Annotated in this window: 13 protein-coding genes and 1 tRNA gene; 7 read left to right on the forward strand and 7 right to left on the reverse strand. The window is 72.3% G+C overall.

From position 1 onward, the window contains the following. Positions 1–14 precede the first annotated feature (14 nt). The 4 genes from ACIGWZ_RS07680 to ACIGWZ_RS07695 are packed head-to-tail and all read left to right on the forward strand — an operon-like array spanning position 15 to position 3,847. Entirely contained in the window at positions 15–662 is a 648-nt protein-coding gene (locus tag ACIGWZ_RS07680; protein WP_400061840.1) for an ABC transporter permease, read from the forward strand. Continuing rightward, a complete protein-coding gene (locus ACIGWZ_RS07685; RefSeq protein WP_400061842.1) occupies positions 655–1,944 on the forward strand; it encodes an ABC transporter ATP-binding protein in 1,290 nt (429 codons plus the stop codon). The genes ACIGWZ_RS07680 and ACIGWZ_RS07685 overlap by 8 nt, the downstream gene beginning before the upstream one ends. Next, positions 1,941–2,843: an ABC transporter permease gene (locus ACIGWZ_RS07690; protein WP_400061844.1), complete on the forward strand. Its 903-nt coding sequence runs from the start codon at positions 1,941–1,943 to the stop codon at positions 2,841–2,843. The genes ACIGWZ_RS07685 and ACIGWZ_RS07690 overlap by 4 nt, the downstream gene beginning before the upstream one ends. Next, positions 2,843–3,847, forward strand: a complete 1,005-nt coding sequence (locus ACIGWZ_RS07695; protein ID WP_400061846.1) for a glycine betaine ABC transporter substrate-binding protein — start codon at positions 2,843–2,845, stop codon at positions 3,845–3,847. Before ACIGWZ_RS07690 ends, ACIGWZ_RS07695 begins: the two co-directional genes overlap by 1 nt. A gap of 45 nt (positions 3,848–3,892) precedes the next feature. Here the strand turns inward: ACIGWZ_RS07695 and ACIGWZ_RS07700 are convergent, their stop codons facing one another. The 5 genes from ACIGWZ_RS07700 to ACIGWZ_RS07720 form a co-directional block, all read right to left on the reverse strand. Then, complete coding sequence (locus ACIGWZ_RS07700; RefSeq protein ID WP_400061848.1) at positions 3,893–4,507, reverse strand: RDD family protein; 615 nt, start codon at positions 4,505–4,507, stop codon at positions 3,893–3,895. Positions 4,508–4,582: 75 nt separating this feature from the next. Beyond that, positions 4,583–5,365: a S16 family serine protease gene (locus ACIGWZ_RS07705; RefSeq protein ID WP_400061850.1), complete on the reverse strand. Its 783-nt coding sequence runs from the start codon at positions 5,363–5,365 to the stop codon at positions 4,583–4,585. 108 nt (positions 5,366–5,473) lie between these two features. Continuing rightward, positions 5,474–6,115: an IclR family transcriptional regulator gene (locus ACIGWZ_RS07710; protein ID WP_400061852.1), complete on the reverse strand. Its 642-nt coding sequence runs from the start codon at positions 6,113–6,115 to the stop codon at positions 5,474–5,476. Positions 6,116–6,402: 287 nt separating this feature from the next. Continuing rightward, the gene (locus ACIGWZ_RS07715; RefSeq protein WP_400061854.1) at positions 6,403–8,199 is read right to left on the reverse strand and encodes a DEAD/DEAH box helicase; all 1,797 of its coding nucleotides are present in this window, start codon (positions 8,197–8,199) and stop codon (positions 6,403–6,405) included. Positions 8,200–8,815: 616 nt separating this feature from the next. Next, on the reverse strand, positions 8,816–10,336 hold the full coding sequence (locus ACIGWZ_RS07720; protein WP_400061856.1) for an MFS transporter: 1,521 nt from the start codon (positions 10,334–10,336) through the stop codon (positions 8,816–8,818). Positions 10,337–11,020: 684 nt separating this feature from the next. On the opposite strand from ACIGWZ_RS07720, the gene ACIGWZ_RS07725 reads away from it, so the two are divergent. The 3 genes from ACIGWZ_RS07725 (at position 11,021) to ACIGWZ_RS07735 (ending at position 13,958) form a co-directional block, all read left to right on the forward strand. Continuing rightward, a complete protein-coding gene (locus ACIGWZ_RS07725) occupies positions 11,021–11,884 on the forward strand; it encodes an alpha/beta fold hydrolase (RefSeq protein WP_400061858.1) in 864 nt (287 codons plus the stop codon). Positions 11,885–12,074: 190 nt separating this feature from the next. Beyond that, a complete protein-coding gene (locus ACIGWZ_RS07730; protein ID WP_400061860.1) occupies positions 12,075–13,736 on the forward strand; it encodes a hypothetical protein in 1,662 nt (553 codons plus the stop codon). A gap of 147 nt (positions 13,737–13,883) precedes the next feature. Next, a tRNA-Cys gene (locus ACIGWZ_RS07735) sits at positions 13,884–13,958 on the forward strand. An 8-nt stretch (positions 13,959–13,966) separates the two neighbouring features. Here ACIGWZ_RS07735 and ACIGWZ_RS07740 read toward each other — a convergent pair. Beyond that, on the reverse strand, positions 13,967–15,505 hold the full coding sequence (locus ACIGWZ_RS07740) for a hypothetical protein (protein ID WP_400061862.1): 1,539 nt from the start codon (positions 15,503–15,505) through the stop codon (positions 13,967–13,969). Then, complete coding sequence (locus ACIGWZ_RS07745) at positions 15,502–17,583, reverse strand: ATP-binding protein (protein WP_400061863.1); 2,082 nt, start codon at positions 17,581–17,583, stop codon at positions 15,502–15,504. The genes ACIGWZ_RS07740 and ACIGWZ_RS07745 overlap by 4 nt, the downstream gene beginning before the upstream one ends. Between the last annotated feature and the right edge of the window lie 237 nt (positions 17,584–17,820).

Here is a 17,820-nt window from a genome sequence, read left to right on the forward strand (position 1 = left end):
GAGGAGAGCGCCGAGTGAGCTTCTGGGAGTACGTCGGCACCCGGCACGCCCAGCTGCTGACGGATACGTATCAACATGCCAGCGCGGTCTTCCAGTGCATGGTGCTCGCCACCCTGCTGGGAGTGTTCATCGGCGTCGTCACCTACCGCAGCGAATGGGCGGGCAGCCTCGCCACCACCTCGACGGCCACCATCCTGACCATCCCCTCGCTGGCCCTGATCGGTCTGCTCATCCCCGTCGTCGGCCTCGGCGTTCCCCCCACGGTCATCGCGCTGACCCTGTACGGGCTGCTGCCGGTGGTCCGCAACGCCATCGTCGGGCTGCGCGGGGTGGACCCGGCGCTGGTGGACGCGGCCAAGGGGATCGGGATGTCGCGCCTGGCCCGGCTCGTCCGCGTCGAACTGCCGCTGGCCTGGCCGCCGATCCTGACCGGCATCCGGGTCGCCACCCAGATGCTGATGGGCATCGCCGCGATCGCCGCCTTCGCCTCCGGCCCCGGCCTGGGCAACGAGATCTTCCGCGGCATCGCCTCACTGGGCAGCGCCAACTCCCTCAACCAGGTGCTCGCCGGCACCGTCGGGATCGTCATCCTCGCTCTCCTCTTCGACGCCGCATACGTCCTGCTCGGACGTCTGACCATTTCCAGGGGGATCCGTGCCTGAGCCGTCCGGGACCAGCACCGGCAACGCAGCGGAGGCGACCACCACCGGCGCCCGCATCCAGCTGGAGAAACTGACGAAGATCTATCCGGGCACCCCCAACCCCGCGGTGGACAACGTCAACATGGAGGTCAAGGCCGGCGAGATCGTGGTGTTCGTGGGCCCCTCCGGGTGCGGGAAGTCCACCACCCTGAAGATGATCAACCGGCTGATCGAGCCGACCTCCGGACGGATCCGCATCGGCGACGAGGACGTCACCGACATGGACCCGGTCAAGCTGCGCCGCAAGGTGGGCTACGCCATCCAGGCCTCCGGCCTCTTCCCGCACATGACGGTGGCGCAGAACATCGCGCTGGTACCGAAGATGATCGGCTGGTCACGGGCGAAGGTCGGCGCCCGGGTCGAGGAGATGCTCGACCTCGTCGGCCTGGATCCCGGCGAGTTCCACGGCCGCTACCCCCGCCAGCTCTCCGGCGGCCAGCAGCAGCGCGTCGGCGTGGCCCGGGCGCTCGCCGCCGACCCGCCCGTCCTGCTGATGGACGAGCCGTTCGGCGCGGTCGACCCGATCACCCGCGACCACCTCCAGGACGAGCTGATCCGGCTCCAGCACGAGCTCCACAAGACCATCTGCTTCGTCACCCACGACTTCGACGAGGCCATCAAGCTCGGCGACCGCATCGCGGTGCTGCGCGAGCGCTCGCACATCGCGCAGTTCGACACCCCCGAAGCCATCCTCACCAACCCCGCGGACGACTTCGTCTCCGGCTTCGTCGGCGCCGGCGCGGCGCTCAAGCGGCTCAATCTCACCCGGGTACGGGACGTGGGCGTGGTCGACTTCCCGACCGCCGGCATCGACGACCCCCTCCAGGACATCTTCGACACGCTGCGCTCCGGCTCCACCAACGAGCTGCTGCTGCTCGACCGCAACCGCCGCCCGTACAAATGGCTGCGCCGCGCCGACCTCGCGCGCGCCAAGGAATCGCTGGCACGGGCCGGGACGCTGGTGACCGACACCGTCACCCGCGACGCCACGCTGCGCGACGCCCTGGAGGCGGTGCTCACCGACAACGCCGGGCGGGTCGCGGTCACCGGGCGGCGCGGGGAGTACACCGGCGTGGTCGACATGGAGACGCTGATGAACAACGTCCACGAACTGCTGGAGGCGGACCGGCTGGAGGCCCTGGAGCACCAGCACCAGCTCCAGGAACAGCGCCGCCACGAGACGCAGCTGGCCCAGGAGGGCCTGGACGGCGGTGCGGACGGCGCCGCGGGGGTCAAGGCATGACGTCGCACGGGAGCGGCGGCCCGCCGGGCGACGGGCGCAAGGGGCCGCGGCCGCCGGGCGAGCACGGGGTGGAGGGGCTGGCCCACCTGGACGACACCGACATGCAGGAGCGGGAGACGGCGGCCGGGGAGGCACCCGCGCGGGGCCCGGCCCCCGGCGCCCGCCGGATCAGCTGGCAGAAGTGGACCTTCATGCCGGTGTTCCTGGTGGCCGCGCTGCTCGCCACCTGGCTGTGGTTCCGCGGCGCCCGCCTGGACTCCATCGGCCACCAGGCGGTTGACAACGGCAAGGTGTGGCTGGCGCTGCGCCAGCACATCCAGCTGACCGCCGTCTCGACCTTCTTCGTGCTGATCATCGCGATCCCGCTGGGCATCGCGCTGACCCGCGCCAAGCTGCGCAAGTTCACCCCCCTCGCGATGGCCTTCGCCAACCTCGGGCAGGCCGTGCCCGCGCTGGGTCTGCTGATCCTGCTGGTCATCTGGCTCGGCATCGGCGCGCGCTCCGCCATCGTCGGCATGGTCATCTACGCCGTGCTGCCGGTGCTGGCCAACACCATCACCGGGCTGCGCGGCATCGACCCGACGCTGACGGAGGCGGCCCGCGGCATCGGCATGTCCCCCACCGGCGTACTGACCCGGGTCGAACTCCCCCTGGCCGTACCGCTGATCCTGGCGGGCGTGCGCACCGCGCTCGTCCTGAACGTCGGCACCGCGACGCTGGCCACCTTCGGCGGGGGTGGCGGCCTGGGCGACCTGATCTCGGCGGGCATCATCACCCAGCGGATGCCCGTACTGATCCTGGGCTCGGTGCTGACCGTGGCGCTGGCGCTGCTCGTCGAATGGCTGGCCTCGCTGGCCGAACTGCTGCTGCGGCCGCGCGGCCTGGAGGGGACGAACTGATGGCGCTTCGCCGACCGCACCGACGCCCCCGCCCGCGCACCGCCGCCGTCCTGCTGGCCGGGCTGCTGCTCGGCGGGGCCGCGTTGAGCGGCTGCGGGCTGGTCAGCGGCAGTCCGATGACCGACGACGTCAAGCCCGGCACGGTCGGCCGGGGCCTGCCGCTCAAGGGCGCCACCCTCACCGTGACGTCCAAGGAGTTCACCGAGAACATCATCCTCGGCCAGATCATGGGCCTGGTCTTCAAGGCGGCCGGCGCCACCGTCATCGACAAGACCAACATCCAGGGCACCATCGGCGCCCGCGAGGCGGTGCGCACCGGCACCGCGGACGGCATGTACGAGTACACCGGCACGGGCTGGATCACCCACCTCGGCCATGAGAAGCCGATCCCCGACATCCACAAGCAGTGGGTGGCGGTGCGCGACGCGGACCGCCGGAACGGCATCGTGTGGCTGCCGCAGTCCAGCCTCAACAACACCTACGCGCTGGCGCTGAACGCCGCCAACCTCAAGAAGTACCCGGTCAAGAACCTCTCGGACGTCGCGGCGCTGCTGAAGAAGAACCCCGGCGCGGTCACGCTGTGCGTGGAGAACGAGTTCGCCACCCGCAACGACGGCCTGCCCGGCATGGCCAGGACGTACGGCATGCACATCCCCTCCGGCAACATCCGCAAGATGACCGGCGGTGTCGTCTACACCGAGGCCTCCCAGGGCAAGTCCTGCACCTTCGGCGAGGTCTTCACCACCGACGGGCGGATCGGCGCCATGGGCCTGACCGTGCTGGCCGACGACCGGCACTTCTTCCCCAACTACAACGCGGCGCCCGAGATGAACGCCGCGACGATGAAGAAGTACCCCCAGATCGCCCCGCTGCTGGCGCCGGTCACCAAGGCGCTGAACAACCGCGTCGCGCAGGAGCTCAACCGCAAGGTGGACGTGGACGGCGAGGACCCGCACGAGGTGGCCAAGGACTGGCTGGTCAAGGAGGGGTTCATCAAGGAATAGGGGACGGGTGCGGGGCCCGGCGACGCCGTCCCCGCGCCCCCGCCGTCACTGCCACCGGCGTCTGACGACCACCGTGGTGGCCGCCCGGTCGTGCAGGCACTGCCGGAAAGGCTCGTTCCAGAGGCAGGACAGGACGTTGACCAGCCCCAGCACGGGCACGATGCCCATGCCCAGGTAGGCGAGCCAGCGCCCCAGGGCGATGCCGAAGCCGACCTTCCGGCCGGACTCGAGGCGGACGACGCGCAGGCCGCACAGGGCCTTGCCGGGGGTGCCGCCCCTCGCCGTCGTCAGCGGCTCGAAGAAGAGGCCGGTGAAGAGCAGCCAGGCCAGGAGGGCGGACACCACGGGCACTTCGGCCTCGGGCGTGTGGTGCAGATACTTCGTGGTCAGCCCGACGGAGCCCACCGCCATCACCGTGATGAGCAGCGAGTCGACGAAGCGGGCCAGCAGGCGCATTCCGGGGACCGCGAGCGCCTGCGGGGGCGGGCCCTGCGGCGGCACGGGCGGTGGGGCAGGGAAAGCCGCCGCGTACTGGGGCGCAACGGGCTGTGGGGGTACCGGCTGTGGCGGTACGGCCTGCGGGGGTCCGTACTGCGGCTGCGCGGGGCCGAAGCCGGGGTAGGGGTCACCGGGTTGCGGAGGCGGCCGGAAATTGGTCACGGGAGATGATCCAATCCGATGCCGCGGCGCCGCCGCAATCGGGGCCGTGCGAACCGGCCGGAGCCGGGGTGCCGGTCAGCAGCTGGGGACCGTGGCGCCCTTGGTCCGGAGGGCGGTCAGGGCCTTGACGGCGCCGTCGAGGGTGGTGACGGGAATCAGCCGCATGCCCTTGGGCAGCTCGGCGCGGGCGTCCGCGCACTCCTGCTCGGGGACCAGGAAGACGGTGGCGCCGTCGCGGTGCGCGGCCTGGGTCTTGAGCGGGACGCCGCCGACCGCGCCGACCTTGCCGTCCGCGTCGATGGTGCCGGTGCCCGCGACGGTCCGCCCGCCGGTCAGGTCGCCGCCCTTGCCGTCGCCGGCCAGCTTGTCGGTGATGCCGAGGGCGAACATCAGCCCGGCGCTGGGCCCGCCGACGTCCGCCAGGCTCAGCTTGACCTTGATGTCCTTGGCCGATCTGCCCAGCCGGCCCAGGGCGGCGGCGGTGGCGGTGTCCTGCGACTGCCGCATCTGCCGGGCGTTGTGCTCCGCGATCTCCTCGGTGTTGCTGCCCACCGGATAGACCGCCTCGCGCGGCATCGCCGCCTCGTCCGTACGGAACCAGGCCAGCAGGACGTCCGACAGATGGACGGAGGCGTCCGGACCGGTGGCGACGATGGAGGTCATCCGCAGCTGGCCCGCCGTCTTCCGGGTGCCGGCGCCGGTGATGGTGATCACCGGTTTGCCCTTGTCCGCACCGAGCACATTGGCCGTCATCCCCGGATAGGCGACCGAGTACGGCAGCGGTGCGAGGGCCGCGGTGAGGAGAAGGGCGAGGACGAGGGCGGTGCAGAGCACCAGGGCCCGGACGCGTGCAGACACCCCGCCACCTTAATTGACCCCCGGCCCACCGGCCCCCTGCGGCGCTACCGCCTCACCGGTCGGCCACGGCGCCTTCACAGGTCGGCGCCGTACCCCGAGGGGCGGGTGTCACCGCAGCGCCTCGGACACCTCCCGGGCCGCCTCGACCACCCGCGGCCCGATCCGCTCGGAGACGGTGTCGGCGAGCATCACCACGCCCACGCTGCCCTCGATGCCGCTCACCCCGAGCAGCGGCGCCGCCGCCCCGCTCGCGCCGGCCTCCAACTCCCCGTGGGTCAGGGCGAGTCCGGCGTCCTGGATGCTGCCCTGACGGGCCTTGAGGATGGCCCGGCCGGCGGCACCGCGGTCCAGCGGGTGACGGAAGCCGGCACGGTAGGCGACGTGGTAGTCCGTCCAGGTGGGCTCCACCACGGCGACGGCCAGCGCCTCGGTGCCGTCGACGAGGGTGAGGTGCGCGGTGGCCCCTATGTCCTCGGCGAGCGAGCGCAGCGCCGGCAGCGCCGCCTCTCTGACCAGCGGATGCACCTGGCGGCCCAGGCGCAGCACCCCGAGGCCGACTCTGGCCCGGCCGCCGATGTCGCGCCGCACCAGAGCGTGCTGCTCCAGGGTCGCGAGCAGCCGGTAGACGACGGTGCGGTTGACGCCGAGCTTGTTCGACAGCTCGGTGACGGTCAGCCCGTGGTCGGTGTCGGCGAGAAGTTTGAGGACCCGCAGTCCCCGGTCAAGCGTCTGGGAGGTCTCCGCGGTCACGACGCCCCCTCCTGGTTGAGTGGCGGCGCTCGTCGGGACGTGCTGCATGTCCCGATGCAGCGTCGCAAGAGGCCGCCGGCCGCATGCACCGGCTGCGCTCCGCGGCGGCGCTGCCACGGGGCGTGTGCGTAGCGGGAATGTAGCGAGCAAGTCCGGTCAGCGGAAGAGTCCGTCCAGAATCCGGTCCCCGACGCCCGGAATATCCTGGATGGTCCCGGGAATGACGGCGGGCGGCGCCCCCTCGCGGGGTGCGCCGCCCAATCCGTGAGACGGGGTGGAACGCGGGCTCACCGCATCCGCGTGGCCCACTCCCGTACCTTCTTGATCCGCTCGTTCAGCTGGCCGGCGGTGGCCTCCGCGCTCGGCGGCCCGCCGCACACCCGCCGCAGCTCGGTGTGGATCACGCCGTGCGGCTTGCCGCTCTGGTGCACATAGGCCCCGACCAGCGTGTTCAGCTGCTTCCTCAGCTCCAGCATCTCCTTGTGGCTGACCACCGGCCGCCGCTCGGCGGGCAGCTCCAGCAGATCCGCCTCGGCGTCCGGCTTCTTCCTGCTGTGCGCGATCTGCCGGGCCTGCCGCTTCTGCAGCAGCATCTGCACCTGGTCGGGCTCCAGCAGCCCGGGGATGCCGAGGTAGTCCTGCTCCTCCTCGCTGCCCGCGTGCGCCTGCATGCCGAACTCGGCGCCGTCGTAGAGCACCCGGTCGAAGACCGCCTCGGACTCCAGCGCCTCGAAGGAGAACTGCTCCTGCTCGCCGGTGTCCTCGTCCTGCTCCTTGTTCGCCTCGTCCATCTCCTTCTCGGACTCGGCGTAGGGGTCTTCCTCCCCGTCCTTCTTCGGCTTGTCGAGCACGTGGTCGCGCTCGACCTCCATCTCGTTGGCGAAGCCGAGCAGCATCGGGACGGTCGGCAGGAAGACGGAGGCGGTCTCGCCGCGGCGCCTCGACCGTACGAAGCGGCCCACGGCCTGCGCGAAGAACAGCGGCGTGGAGATGGTGGTCGCATACACCCCGACCGCCAGCCTGGGCACGTCGACGCCCTCCGACACCATCCGCACCGCGACCATCCACCGGTCCTCGGATCCCGCGAAGTCGTCGATGCGCTGCGAGGCTCCGGAGTCGTCGGACAGCACCAGGGTGGCGCCCTGCCCGGTGATCTCCCGGATCAGCTTGGCGTACGCGCGGGCCTGCTCCTGGTCGGAGGCGATGACCAGCGCGCCCGCGTCCGGAATGGACTTTCTGACCTCCGTCAGCCGCTGGTCGGCGGCGCGCAGCACATTCGGCATCCAGTCGCCGCGGGGATCCAGCGCGGTCCGCCACGCCTGCGAGACGGCGTCCTTGGTCATCGGCTCGCCGAGCCGGGCCGCTATCTCGTCGCCCGCCTTGGTCCGCCAGCGCATGTTGCCGCTGTAGGAGAGGAAGATGACCGGCCGGACGACGCCGTCGCCGAGCGCATTGCCGTAGCCGTAGGTGTAGTCGGCGGAGGAGCGGCGGATGCCGTCGTTCCCCTCCTCGTACGTCACGAACGGGATGGGGTTGGTGTCGGATCGGAAGGGCGTACCGGTCAGCGCGAGCCGCCGGGTGGCCGGCTCGAACGCCTCCAGACACGCCTCGCCCCAGGACTTCGAGTCACCGGCGTGGTGGATCTCGTCGAGAATGACCAGCGTCTTGCGCTGCTCGATCCGGTTGCGGTGCAGCATCGGCCGGACGCCGACACCGGCGTAGGTGATGGCGATGCCGTGGTACTCGCGGCCCAGCGGGCCCGCGCTGTACTCCGGGTCGAGCTTGATCCCGATCCGGGCCGCCGCCTCCGCCCACTGCTTCTTCAGATGCTCGGTCGGCGCGACGACCGTCACCTGCTGCACGACGTGGTGGTGCAGCAGCCACGACGCGAGGGTGAGCGCGAAGGTCGTCTTGCCGGCGCCGGGCGTGGCGACGGCGAGAAAGTCTCTGGGCTGGGTCTGGATGTACCTGTCCATGGCCGCCTGCTGCCAGGCACGCAGCTTGTTCGCGGTACCCCAGGGGGCCCGTCCCGGGAAGGCCGGGGACAGGTGGTGGTTGTTGGTGGCGCTGGTGGTGGTAGTCACGGTCTCCGTCGGGCTGGCTCGGCGATCGGCAACCGCGCCACCCTATCGGGGCCCCACGTTGTCGGCCGTCCCGCCGTGGGGGTTGTTCGCCGTTACGCCTCCGCTGCGCTTGGCCTGGGCCGCGCGTTTTTGGCCGTCCCGCCGTGGGGGTTGTTCGCCGTTGCCCCTCCGCTGCGCTTGGCCTGGGCCCCACGTTCTCGGCCGTCCCGCCGTGGGGGTTTTTCGCCGTTGCGCCTGCGGCGGGCGTGGGTTTGTCGGGAGCGGTGCCGGCCCTACACGGCTCCGCCGCTACGGTCCGTCCCCTCCCGTGGGTGGGTGGAAAGGGTTGGTAGGGGCGGGCCTTTCACGTCGGCTCACTGTGACGGGATCCACAGCCTGCACCTGACCGTCGGCCTCCAGCCCAGCCCTCCTTCTCCCACCCCCGACGGAGAGGGGCCGGGCCGCGGGACGAAGTCCGGAGGCCCGGTGCCTCTGCCGAAAGCAGCCTCGCGCAGCGGCACCAGCCCGTCGCTGGGGGTACCTCCCGCGCCCTTTGGGCAGTGGGGGAGCAACGGCGAACGATCCCCACGGCGGGACGGCCGACAACGTGCGGCCCGGGCCAAGCGCAGCGAACGGTCTAAGCACCGCGAACCCGAAGACGGCCCGACACAGCCGCCCCCGCCACGGCGACCAGCGCCATCGCTGCGAACACCGCCACGAAGGCCGCCGGATGGATCGCCGCCGCCGCACCGGCCGTCCCGGCCCCGGCGGTGGCGATCGAGCCCCCGCCGAACGCCACGAACAGCACCCCGCTCAGCCCCACGAACGCGACGTTGCCCAGCGCGTCGGCCATCTGCAGCGAAGCGGCGTGGCTGCCCGCCTCCTCGGGCCGCGACAGTTTCAGCAGCAGGACGCCACCGCTGGAGATATTGAGCCCCATTCCGAAGCCGCCGAGCGTCCAGGCGGCCGCCACGATCCAGACCGGGACCCCGTCGAGCAGCGCCAGCGGAACCATGACGATGGCGGCGGCCAGGAAGGCCATGCCCAGGCCCATCAGCCGCTCGCGGTACGGCTCGAGGCGGGGGCGGCTCTGTACGTACGAGCCGAGCGCCCAGGTCAAACCGCCGCCGGTGAGGGAGAGGCCGGCGAGGGTGGCGGACAGGCCGCGCTGGGTGACCAGCATCAGCGGGATGAAGCTCTCGGCCGCCACCAGCGCCCCGGCGGCCAGGCCGCGCAGCAGGATCACGGACGGCAGACCGCGCGCCGCCCGGAAGGTGCCGCGGGGCAGCAGGCGCACGATGCCCGGCACCAGCAGCGCGGCCCCCGCGGCGGCGGGCAGCAGCGCCGGCCAGGCCGGGTGCTGGCCCGCGTACTGGAGCAGGCAGGCGCCGGCCGCGACGGCCAGCGCGAGCAGACAGCGCCGGTTGCCCAGGACGTGCCGCGCGCCGCTGCCCGCGCCCGGCTGCGTACGCGGCAGATTGCGCAGCGCGGGGAGCATCACCGCGAGCGGCAGCAGTATCAGTACGGGGATGGAGAGGAAGACCCAGCGCCAGCCGAGGTGTTCGGTGACGGTGCCGGAGACCAGCGGGCCGACGATCACCGGTACCACCCAGGCGGCCGAGAACGACGCCATGATGGAGGGGCGCAGCCGCTCGGGGTAGGCGCGGCCGACGACGACGTACAGCGAGACGATCACCAGTCCGCCACCGATGCCCTGGACGCCGCGGCCCGCGATGAACATCCCCATGGTTCCCGCGCCGCCCGCCACCAGCAGTCCCGCCCCGAATGCGGCGATCCCGGTGAACAGCGGCGCGAGCGGGCCGCGCCGGTCGCTCCATTCGCCCGACAGCGCCATGGCGAACAAGCTCGCGGTGAAGAAGGCGGAAAAGGCGAAGGCGTAGAGCCCGATGCCGTCCAGGGCGCGGGCGGCGACCGGCATCGCGGTGTTCACGGCGCTCGCCTCGAAGGCGACGAGCGAGATGACGGAGATGATGCCGAGGGTCAGCGCGCGGTACGGGCGGGACAGCACCCCACCGTCGTCGGCGCGGTCCGCTCCCGCCCGGTCCCGGCGGGAGCCGGGTATGGCGGGGCGGTCGTCGGGGGCGGCGACGTCGGTGTCGCCCGGGTGGGGGCCCGGGTGGGGGCGGTCAGCGGTCATCCGGCCAGCGTAAGGGCCACAGTGCGGTTGCGCCCCTGTCCCGAGAGGGGGATCGGGTCGGGCTTTGGTCCTAGTCGCCTCGGTCGATTGCCACTACGGATCATGCATGTCCCCTGCGGGCCGTCAACGTTCCCGCGAGCCACGCACGTCCCCTGCGGGCGGTACGCGTTCGCCATGCACCGTGCACGTCGCCTGCGGGCCGTACGCGTTCGCCATGCACCGCGCACGTCGCCTGCGGGCCGTACGCGTTCGCCATGCACCGCGCACGTCCCCTGCGGGCCGTACGCGTTCGCCATGCACCGCGCACGTCCCCTGCGGGCCGCGAACGTGCGCTGTGTGCCGTGCGCCGTGCCGGTCCGCCGTGAGCCGTGTCGTGAGCCGTGAGCCGTGCCGGTCCGCCGTGAGCCGTGAGCCGTGCGAGTCCTGGGTGCCCCGGGCGTCGTCCGCAAGCCATGGGAAGGCGCCGTAGGTCATGGGAAGGCGCCGTCGGTCATGGAACGCTCCTGCCGGCCCATGGGAAGTGCCGCAACCCATGGGAAGCCGCCGCGCAACCCGGGAATACCGCCCCGAAGCCACGGCGTTGAGGCCCGCAGGGGGCCCGCCGGACCCCTACGGGATCCGTTCGGTTCCCGGTTCCCCGTTCCCGTCCCCGGTGGCGGGCCCCGTATCGGGCAAGCTGTCCGTATGCCGCACTTCCGTACCTACGACGATGCCGAGCTCCACTACCGCGTGCTCGGACCCGCCGGTTCGCCGCTGCCGCCGCTGCTGTGCCTGGCGGGCGGTCCGGGGCGGGACGCCGCCTACCTGGGCGACCTCGGCGGCATGGCCGCGCACCGGCAGTTGATCATCCCGGACAGCCGCGGCACCGGCGCCTCACCGCCCGCCGCCGATCCCTCCCGGTACGCGTTCCCCCGGCTCGCCGAGGACCTCGAGGCGCTCCGCGCGCATCTGGGCCTGGAGCGGTTCGCGCTGCTCGGGCACAGCGCGGGGGCCACCCTCGCGCAGGCGTACGCGGCACTGCATCCGCAGCGGCCGACCCGGCTGGTGCTGGTCTGCCCCGGCTCCCGTCTCCAGGGCGAACTCACCGACGACGCGGAGCAGATCTTCGCGGCGCGGTCGCACGAGGAGTGGTGGCCGCAGGCCTCGGCGGCGGTGCAGCGGCTGGCCGAGGCATCGGATCTGAGCGAGGTGCGCGAGCTGCTGTCGGCCGCGGCGCCGCTCGCGTACGGGCGGTGGGACGAGCCGCAGCGGGCCCATGCGGCCACGGAGGGTGCGCAGTTGGGGCCGGTGCCGCGGGCCGGGTTCTGGCAGGGCGTGGACGAGCAGACCCGGCTCGCGCTGCTGGCCGGGCTGGAGCGGGTGACGTGCCCGGTGCTGGTGGTGACCGGGGACCGGGACGCGGTGACCGGCATGCGGGCGGGGGAGCTCGCGGCGGCGGCCTTCCCGGACGCGCGGGTCCGGCCGCTGCACGGGGTGGGGCACTACCCGTGGGTGGATGCGCCGGAGCTGTTCGGGCCGGTGGTGGAGGAGTTCCTTCGTACGGCGTGAGGGGCGACCGGTCCGGGTGGCGGGCGCCGGGCCGCCCCGCGGCGCGGCCCGGCCGGGGCCCTGGCTCAAAACCGTACGGCCGCTGATGACAGCCGTATGAACGCCCCGTGCCAGGGTCCCGGAAGCCATGGACTCCTCGACTCTCCCGCCTTAGCCTCGGCCGCCGTTGCCGACGGATGAAGGAACTCGCATGCAGACAAGGCTTTTCGGGGCGCGTGACGGGCGGGGCGGGAGACGCGGCAGGCGGCCCGTGGGTCGCGGCCGACGGCTCGGGGCGCGCGCCGGCGCGGCCCTGACCGCCCTGCTCCTCGCCCTCCCCGCCTCCGCGGCGCTCGCGCCCGCCGCGCAGGCGGCGCCCATACCGCCCGCCCCCGGCCACCGGCTGGTCCCGCAGTACGAGGGCGCCCCGGCCACCGCCGACCCGCTCCCCGCCGGCCAGGCGCCGCCGCAGCACCCGTACCTGGCGCCCAACGGGCGGGCCGGGATGCACGGCGACGGGGCGAGCAGCGACACCCACCCCTTCCCCGGGCCGCTCGGTGCCGAGCCCACCGTGACCAGCGAGAAGATGGCGGCGCTCGGCGGTGAATGCGCCACCGTCACCTTCGACTCCGCGGGCCGGATACTGACCGTCTGCGGCACTTTCCAGGGCTTCCGGCTCAAGCTGCTGGACCCGAAGAGCCTGGCCACCCTCGCCGAGTACAAGCTGCCGCAGCGCCCGTCCACCATCGAGGCGATCACCCGCCTCGACTTCTCCAAGATCTTCAAGGACACCTCGGGCGGCGCCTACTTCTACCTCGACAACCAGGACCGGGTCGTCCTCGCCGACTCCCGCCAGCACGTCCTGCGGCTGTCCCACACCCGGTCCGCCGACGGCAGCTGGCACTTCACCGTCGACGACGACTGGGACCTGACCCCCTACGTCCCGCACGACTGCGTCGGCTGGACCAACCTCTACCCGCGCGGGGAATGCGACCCGGTCACCTCCGTCCAGCCCGACTGGGACGGCCGGATCTGGTGGGTCACCCGTAAGGGCCGGATCGGCACCATCGCGTCCGGCAGCGGTGCGGTGCGCACCACCCAGCTGCCCGGAGAGGAGATCCAGAACAGCTTCTCGGCGGCCGAGGACGGAGTGTCCATCGTCTCCGACCATGCCCTCTACAGCCTGCACGCGGACGCCGACGGCACGCCGCGCGTCCAGTGGCGCCGCACCTACGACCGCGGTACGGGCGGCAAACCCGGCTCCATCAACCAGGGCTCCGGCACCACCCCCACCCTCCTCGGCGACTCCGCGCACCCCTACGTGGCCATCACCGACAACGCCGACGACCGGATGAACGTCCTGGTCTACCGCCGCACCGGCCCGGACGCCGGCCGGCTGGTCTGCACGGTCCCGGTCTTCGGCTCCGGCGCCTCCACGACCGACAACTCCCTCATCGGCTACGGCAACAGCCTCATCGTCGAGAACAACTACGGCTACGAGAACGTCACCTCGCTCCTCCTGGGCAAGTCGGTGGTCGGCGGCATCACCAGGGTCGATATCCGGCCGGACGGCAGCGGCTGCGACACCGTCTGGGAGAGCAAGGAACGCGCCCCCTCCAGCGTCGCCAAACTCTCCACCGCCAACGGCCTCCTCTACTACTACACAAAGGACCCCAACCGCCTGGGAATCGACGCCTGGTACCTGACCGCCGTCGACTTCCGCACCGGCCGGACCCGCTTCAAGCGCCTGACCGGCACCGGCCCCTTCTACGACAACAACTGGGCCCCGATCACCCTCGGTCCGGACGGCACGGCCTATGTCGGCGTCTTCAACGGCTTGGTCGCGGTACGGGACAGCGCACCGGAGAGCTGACCGCACCCGGTTCATGGAGGGCGGGACGCACCCCTTCGGTCCCCCCTTCATGAACGCCGCATTGCGGCCTCATGGCAGCCCGCCGGGAACCCTTGCCCCGGCCCCCGTCCCGCACCGTAGAGTCGCGGCATCACCGCATCTCGACCCGGCCGTGTGCCCGAGTGGTTCAGGGGCTCGCCTGCAAAGCGAGTTACGTGGGTTCGAATCCCGCCACGGCCTCCACAGCTCTTTCATGACGTCGGCCTGTCGGCGCTGAGCGCCGTCACGAACCGGTAGGTGTCCCGCATCTCTCCTTCCTTGGTCGGGCGCAGCAGTTCCACCAGGGCCATCGGGCGGTCCACCGGCTCACCGGTGTCGGGGTCGAAGGAGATGGTGCCGCTGACGCCGCGGACGCGGGCCTTGCCGTTGGTCTGTTCCAGCATCGCCAGGACCATGCGGGGGGTGACCCGGCGGGTGCCGTAGACGTTCACGGCGCTCCGGGCGGCCTTGCCGATGGTGTACGTGGCGTCGTGGCCCAGCATCGCCTGGCCGCTGTCGAGATCCGCGGTGGGGCCGCCGATCTCCCTGCCGTAGGCGCGCTCGAAGTCGGCGTACGGGCCGCTGCCGGCGCCGCCGTACACCTGCTTGGGTATCTCGGGGTGGGTGTAGGCGGTGTAGTAGACCTTCAGCCCGCTGTCCTGCCATTGCCCGGCGAGCCGGGCCAGTTCGTCGCGGTGGCGGTTGCCGCCGGTGTCGAAGTAGACGCCGAGCGCGCTGGAGCCGGAGACAACCGTTGTGCGGCATCGCCGGCCGCCCTCGCCCGCCGCCTCGATGAACCGGCGCAGCTCGCGCCCGCGTCCGGCGAAGTAGACGGCGTCCGGTGGCTTCGGGTCGCCGCAGACCTTTTCGGCGACCAGGGACAGCGCGTTGCCCACCGTCGCCTGCTCCCCCTCACCGGAGCGGAACGGGATGACCTCGTCGTCCACTGCCAGGCCCACGCGTGTCTTCGCGGCGCGGAAGTCGTCGTAGAGAGAGGTGTTGTAGTCGTCCTCCTCATTGCCGTCGCGGATGACCTGGACGCGGTAGCCGGGGTGCTTTTCCTGCTGTTCCCTGAGGTAGCGGGCGGCGGCCAAGGTCTGTTCGCGGTTGGGGAAGGAGACCCGGTAGAACCCGGCCCTGGCAGAGCTGAGGCCGTCGGCGGCGACGGTCGCGCCGACCATCGGTATCCCGGCATCGCGCAGCCGCTCGACCGCGCGCATCGTGCGTTGGTTGCTCTGCCCGAAGCCCGCCACCGCCACGAGATGTTCCTTGTCCTTCATGGCGATCAGCTGGTCGACCACCTGTTCCCACTGGCGGTCGCCGCGGCCGGTGTTGGCGAGCAGCAGCCGGATCTTCGGCAGCGTGCTGCGCTCGGCGTTCAGGGCGCGCTGGGCGAGATAGGCACCGCCGACGGCCTGCCGGGTGGCTTCGGGGCCCCGGTCCTCGGAGCCGCCCGCCATGGCCTCGAGATAGGCGATCGCCACCGACGGGTCACCGGACGTGGCGACCTTGTCGTTCTCGGCTCTGATCCTGCCGCTCAGGCCGTGCATGTTCTCGAAGGTGTACGAGCCGTCCGTGACGCCGACGCACTCGCCGCCGTCGGCGTGCTCTACACCGTCGCCGCAGCTGCCGAGCGTGCCGAGGCCCCATACGACGAGCGCGGCCAGCACCGCCAGTACGGCGAGCGCCGAGACGCTCCACACTCCCCAGCGGCGGTGCGGCCGGGGCGGTTCGAAGATCCGCTCGCTCACAGCCAGGGCTCCTTCCCGTACTGCTTGGCCTTCCGCAGCAGTGCGGCCGTCCAGGACACGCTGTCGGCGTGCACCGCGAGGGTGTGGAAGCGGGCCTGGATCTCGCCGTAGAGCTCGGCGCCCGGATCGCCGAGCGGGTCGCGGTAGGGGTCGCCGACCCGGTCGGTGCGGGGGTCGTCGGGCGGCTCGGGGCCGATCCAGACGGCGGCCAGCAGGCGGGTGATGGTCCGCAGCCGCTGGTCGACCGCGCCGTCGTTGAGGTGGTCGACCAGCCGTTCGTAGCGCTCCCACAGCGGCCGGGCGAGGGCGCCGCCGGGCTCGTCGGCGAGCGGGGCGCGGCGCAGCCGGCACAGCTCGGCGCACCACTCCTCCGGGGTGATCCGCTCGAAGGCGTCGTCCAGGTAGGCGGCCGCGGCGGGCAGATCGCCGCCCGCGAGGGCGTGATAGGCCGCGGCACCCTGCTCACCGGCCGCGGACGCCCGCTCCCGCAGCGCGGCGTGGACGGCGCTCCAGCCGCGCACCGGGTCGGGGGCGGATCCGGCGGAAGGGCCGGCGTCGCGCTCGGCATCGGGAGCCGCGGCGAGCCGGCGCAGCAACAGCAGGCGCAGCAGCGGGTGCGGCGTTTCGGTCCGGCCGTCGGACTCCTCGTCGCCGCTGTCGAGGTGCATGGTGCGCAGCACGTCGGTACAGAAGTCGTTGTACTCCTCCTGGAGACGGGCGCCGGATTCGTCCCACAGGGCGCGCCCCGCCTGCGCCTGGGCCAGGTCCACGGCCGCCGAGGCACGGGCCAGCGTCCGGGCCAGCTCCCCGCTCGCGTCGATCGGCAGCAGCCGCTCCAGCAAGGCGTCGACCAGTTCCGAGGAAGGCCGCAGGACCCGCCGCAGCCGGTCCTCCCACCCCGCTTCCGCATCGCATTCCAGGAGGGCGTCCAGCAGTTGGGCGGTGCCCGCCGGATGGCCGCGGGTCAGTTCGTGCACCACCCAGCCCAGCCACTGCACGCCGTTGTCAGCGGCCGGCGGCGGCACCCGGCGGCCGGCCGACCGCAGCACCTCCTCGGCCTGCTGCTCGACCTCATGACGCGCCAGGTCCCGCAGCCGGCCCACGGCCAGGCCCTTGACGACCCGCTCCGGTACGAACTTCTCCTCGTCCGCCGGCCACCGCCCCGGAAGCGCCCCCGACCGCCTCGGGCCGCCGAACGCAAAGCTCTCCAGCGCCGCCGGATAGCTGCCGGCGGTGGCCAGCACCAGCAGCGGATCCATGGCCTCCGCTTTCCTGCGGGCGTTCAGCAGCGCCGTCAGGAAGTCGTTGCCCAGCGGGCTGTCGACGTTGTCCAGCAGCACCAGGCACTGCGTCGTCCGCCGTTTGTCGCCGCCGCGCGAGCCGTAGGCCCGCCGCAGGTCGTCGAGGAAGGCGTCGAAGAGCACGGCCTCGGCCCGCTGGCGCTCGGCCTCCTCGCGATCGCCGTAGCGCTGGTTGAGGTTGATCAGAAAGCCGTCCACGGAGCCGCCGCCGCGGGCCCGCCGCCGGATCCGGGCCAGCCGCCAGCGGACCCGCAGCCGTACCCAGTGGCGCCGCCATTCCGGCAGCAGCGGCAGCGCGGCGGTCACCGCGGCGGGCGCGCCCAGGACCGTGGCGGCGTACTGCGCCAGCTGGTTGATGACTTCCGAGCGGCTGCCGGGCGGGCCGACCAGCGCCTGTTCCATCTGCCGTACGGCCGCGTCCCGGTCCGCCGTCTCCATCCGGGCCGCGACGGCGATGGTCAGCAGCCCGAAGGCCGGAAAGCGCAGCCGCGCGAAGTCCCTTTTCTTGTCGTTCAGTTGAAAGACCAGCGCCGCCAGCACATCGATCGGTTTCCGGCCCTCCTGCCCCAGCGCCGCCAGATCGAGCCGCGCCACCGGCACTCGCCGGGCCCAGTCCTCCAAGTGCCGCAGCACGGTGGTCTTCCCGCTGCCGCGCGGCCCGAGCAGCAGCGTGGCGGGCAATTCCGCCCGGCTGCCCGGCCGCCGCACCAGAAGCTCCTGGACGTAGCGTTCCACGGCCCGGTCCCGCCCCGACTCCCCCGCCCACTCCTGAGGCATCCCACTCCCCCTCGGCCCCGCGATCCCCGTCCCTCTCACAACCGGCCACCCCTCACTCCGGCCGCCCCAGGATCCTCCAATTACGGTGCCTTGCAAGCCCTTTGAGTCCATTCGGACCACCCGCCCCCACTCACTCGACGCCACACCTCGCAGCCGAAAATTACTGTAAGTGACGGCACTGACAATCGAGTGACGGAGCGTGAAGGAGTGGGGGCGGGGTGGACACAGGGGCGGGGG

This window comes from Streptomyces sp. NPDC053427 (assembly GCF_044544985.1).
GTDB lineage: Bacteria > Actinomycetota > Actinomycetes > Streptomycetales > Streptomycetaceae > Streptomyces.

Excerpts from the sequence above, each read along its gene's own strand:
- ACIGWZ_RS07720 (WP_400061856.1), bottom strand. The coding sequence starts at position 10,336 with ATGACCGCTGACCGCCCCCACCCGGGCCCCCACCCGGGCGACACCGAC.
- ACIGWZ_RS07730 (WP_400061860.1), top strand. The coding sequence starts at position 12,075 with ATGCAGACAAGGCTTTTCGGGGCGCGTGACGGGCGGGGCGGGAGACGC.
- ACIGWZ_RS07745 (WP_400061863.1), bottom strand. The coding sequence starts at position 17,583 with ATGCCTCAGGAGTGGGCGGGGGAGTCGGGGCGGGACCGGGCCGTGGAA.
- ACIGWZ_RS07725 (WP_400061858.1), top strand. The coding sequence starts at position 11,021 with ATGCCGCACTTCCGTACCTACGACGATGCCGAGCTCCACTACCGCGTG.
- ACIGWZ_RS07690 (WP_400061844.1), top strand. The coding sequence starts at position 1,941 with ATGACGTCGCACGGGAGCGGCGGCCCGCCGGGCGACGGGCGCAAGGGG.
- ACIGWZ_RS07695 (WP_400061846.1), top strand. The coding sequence starts at position 2,843 with ATGGCGCTTCGCCGACCGCACCGACGCCCCCGCCCGCGCACCGCCGCC.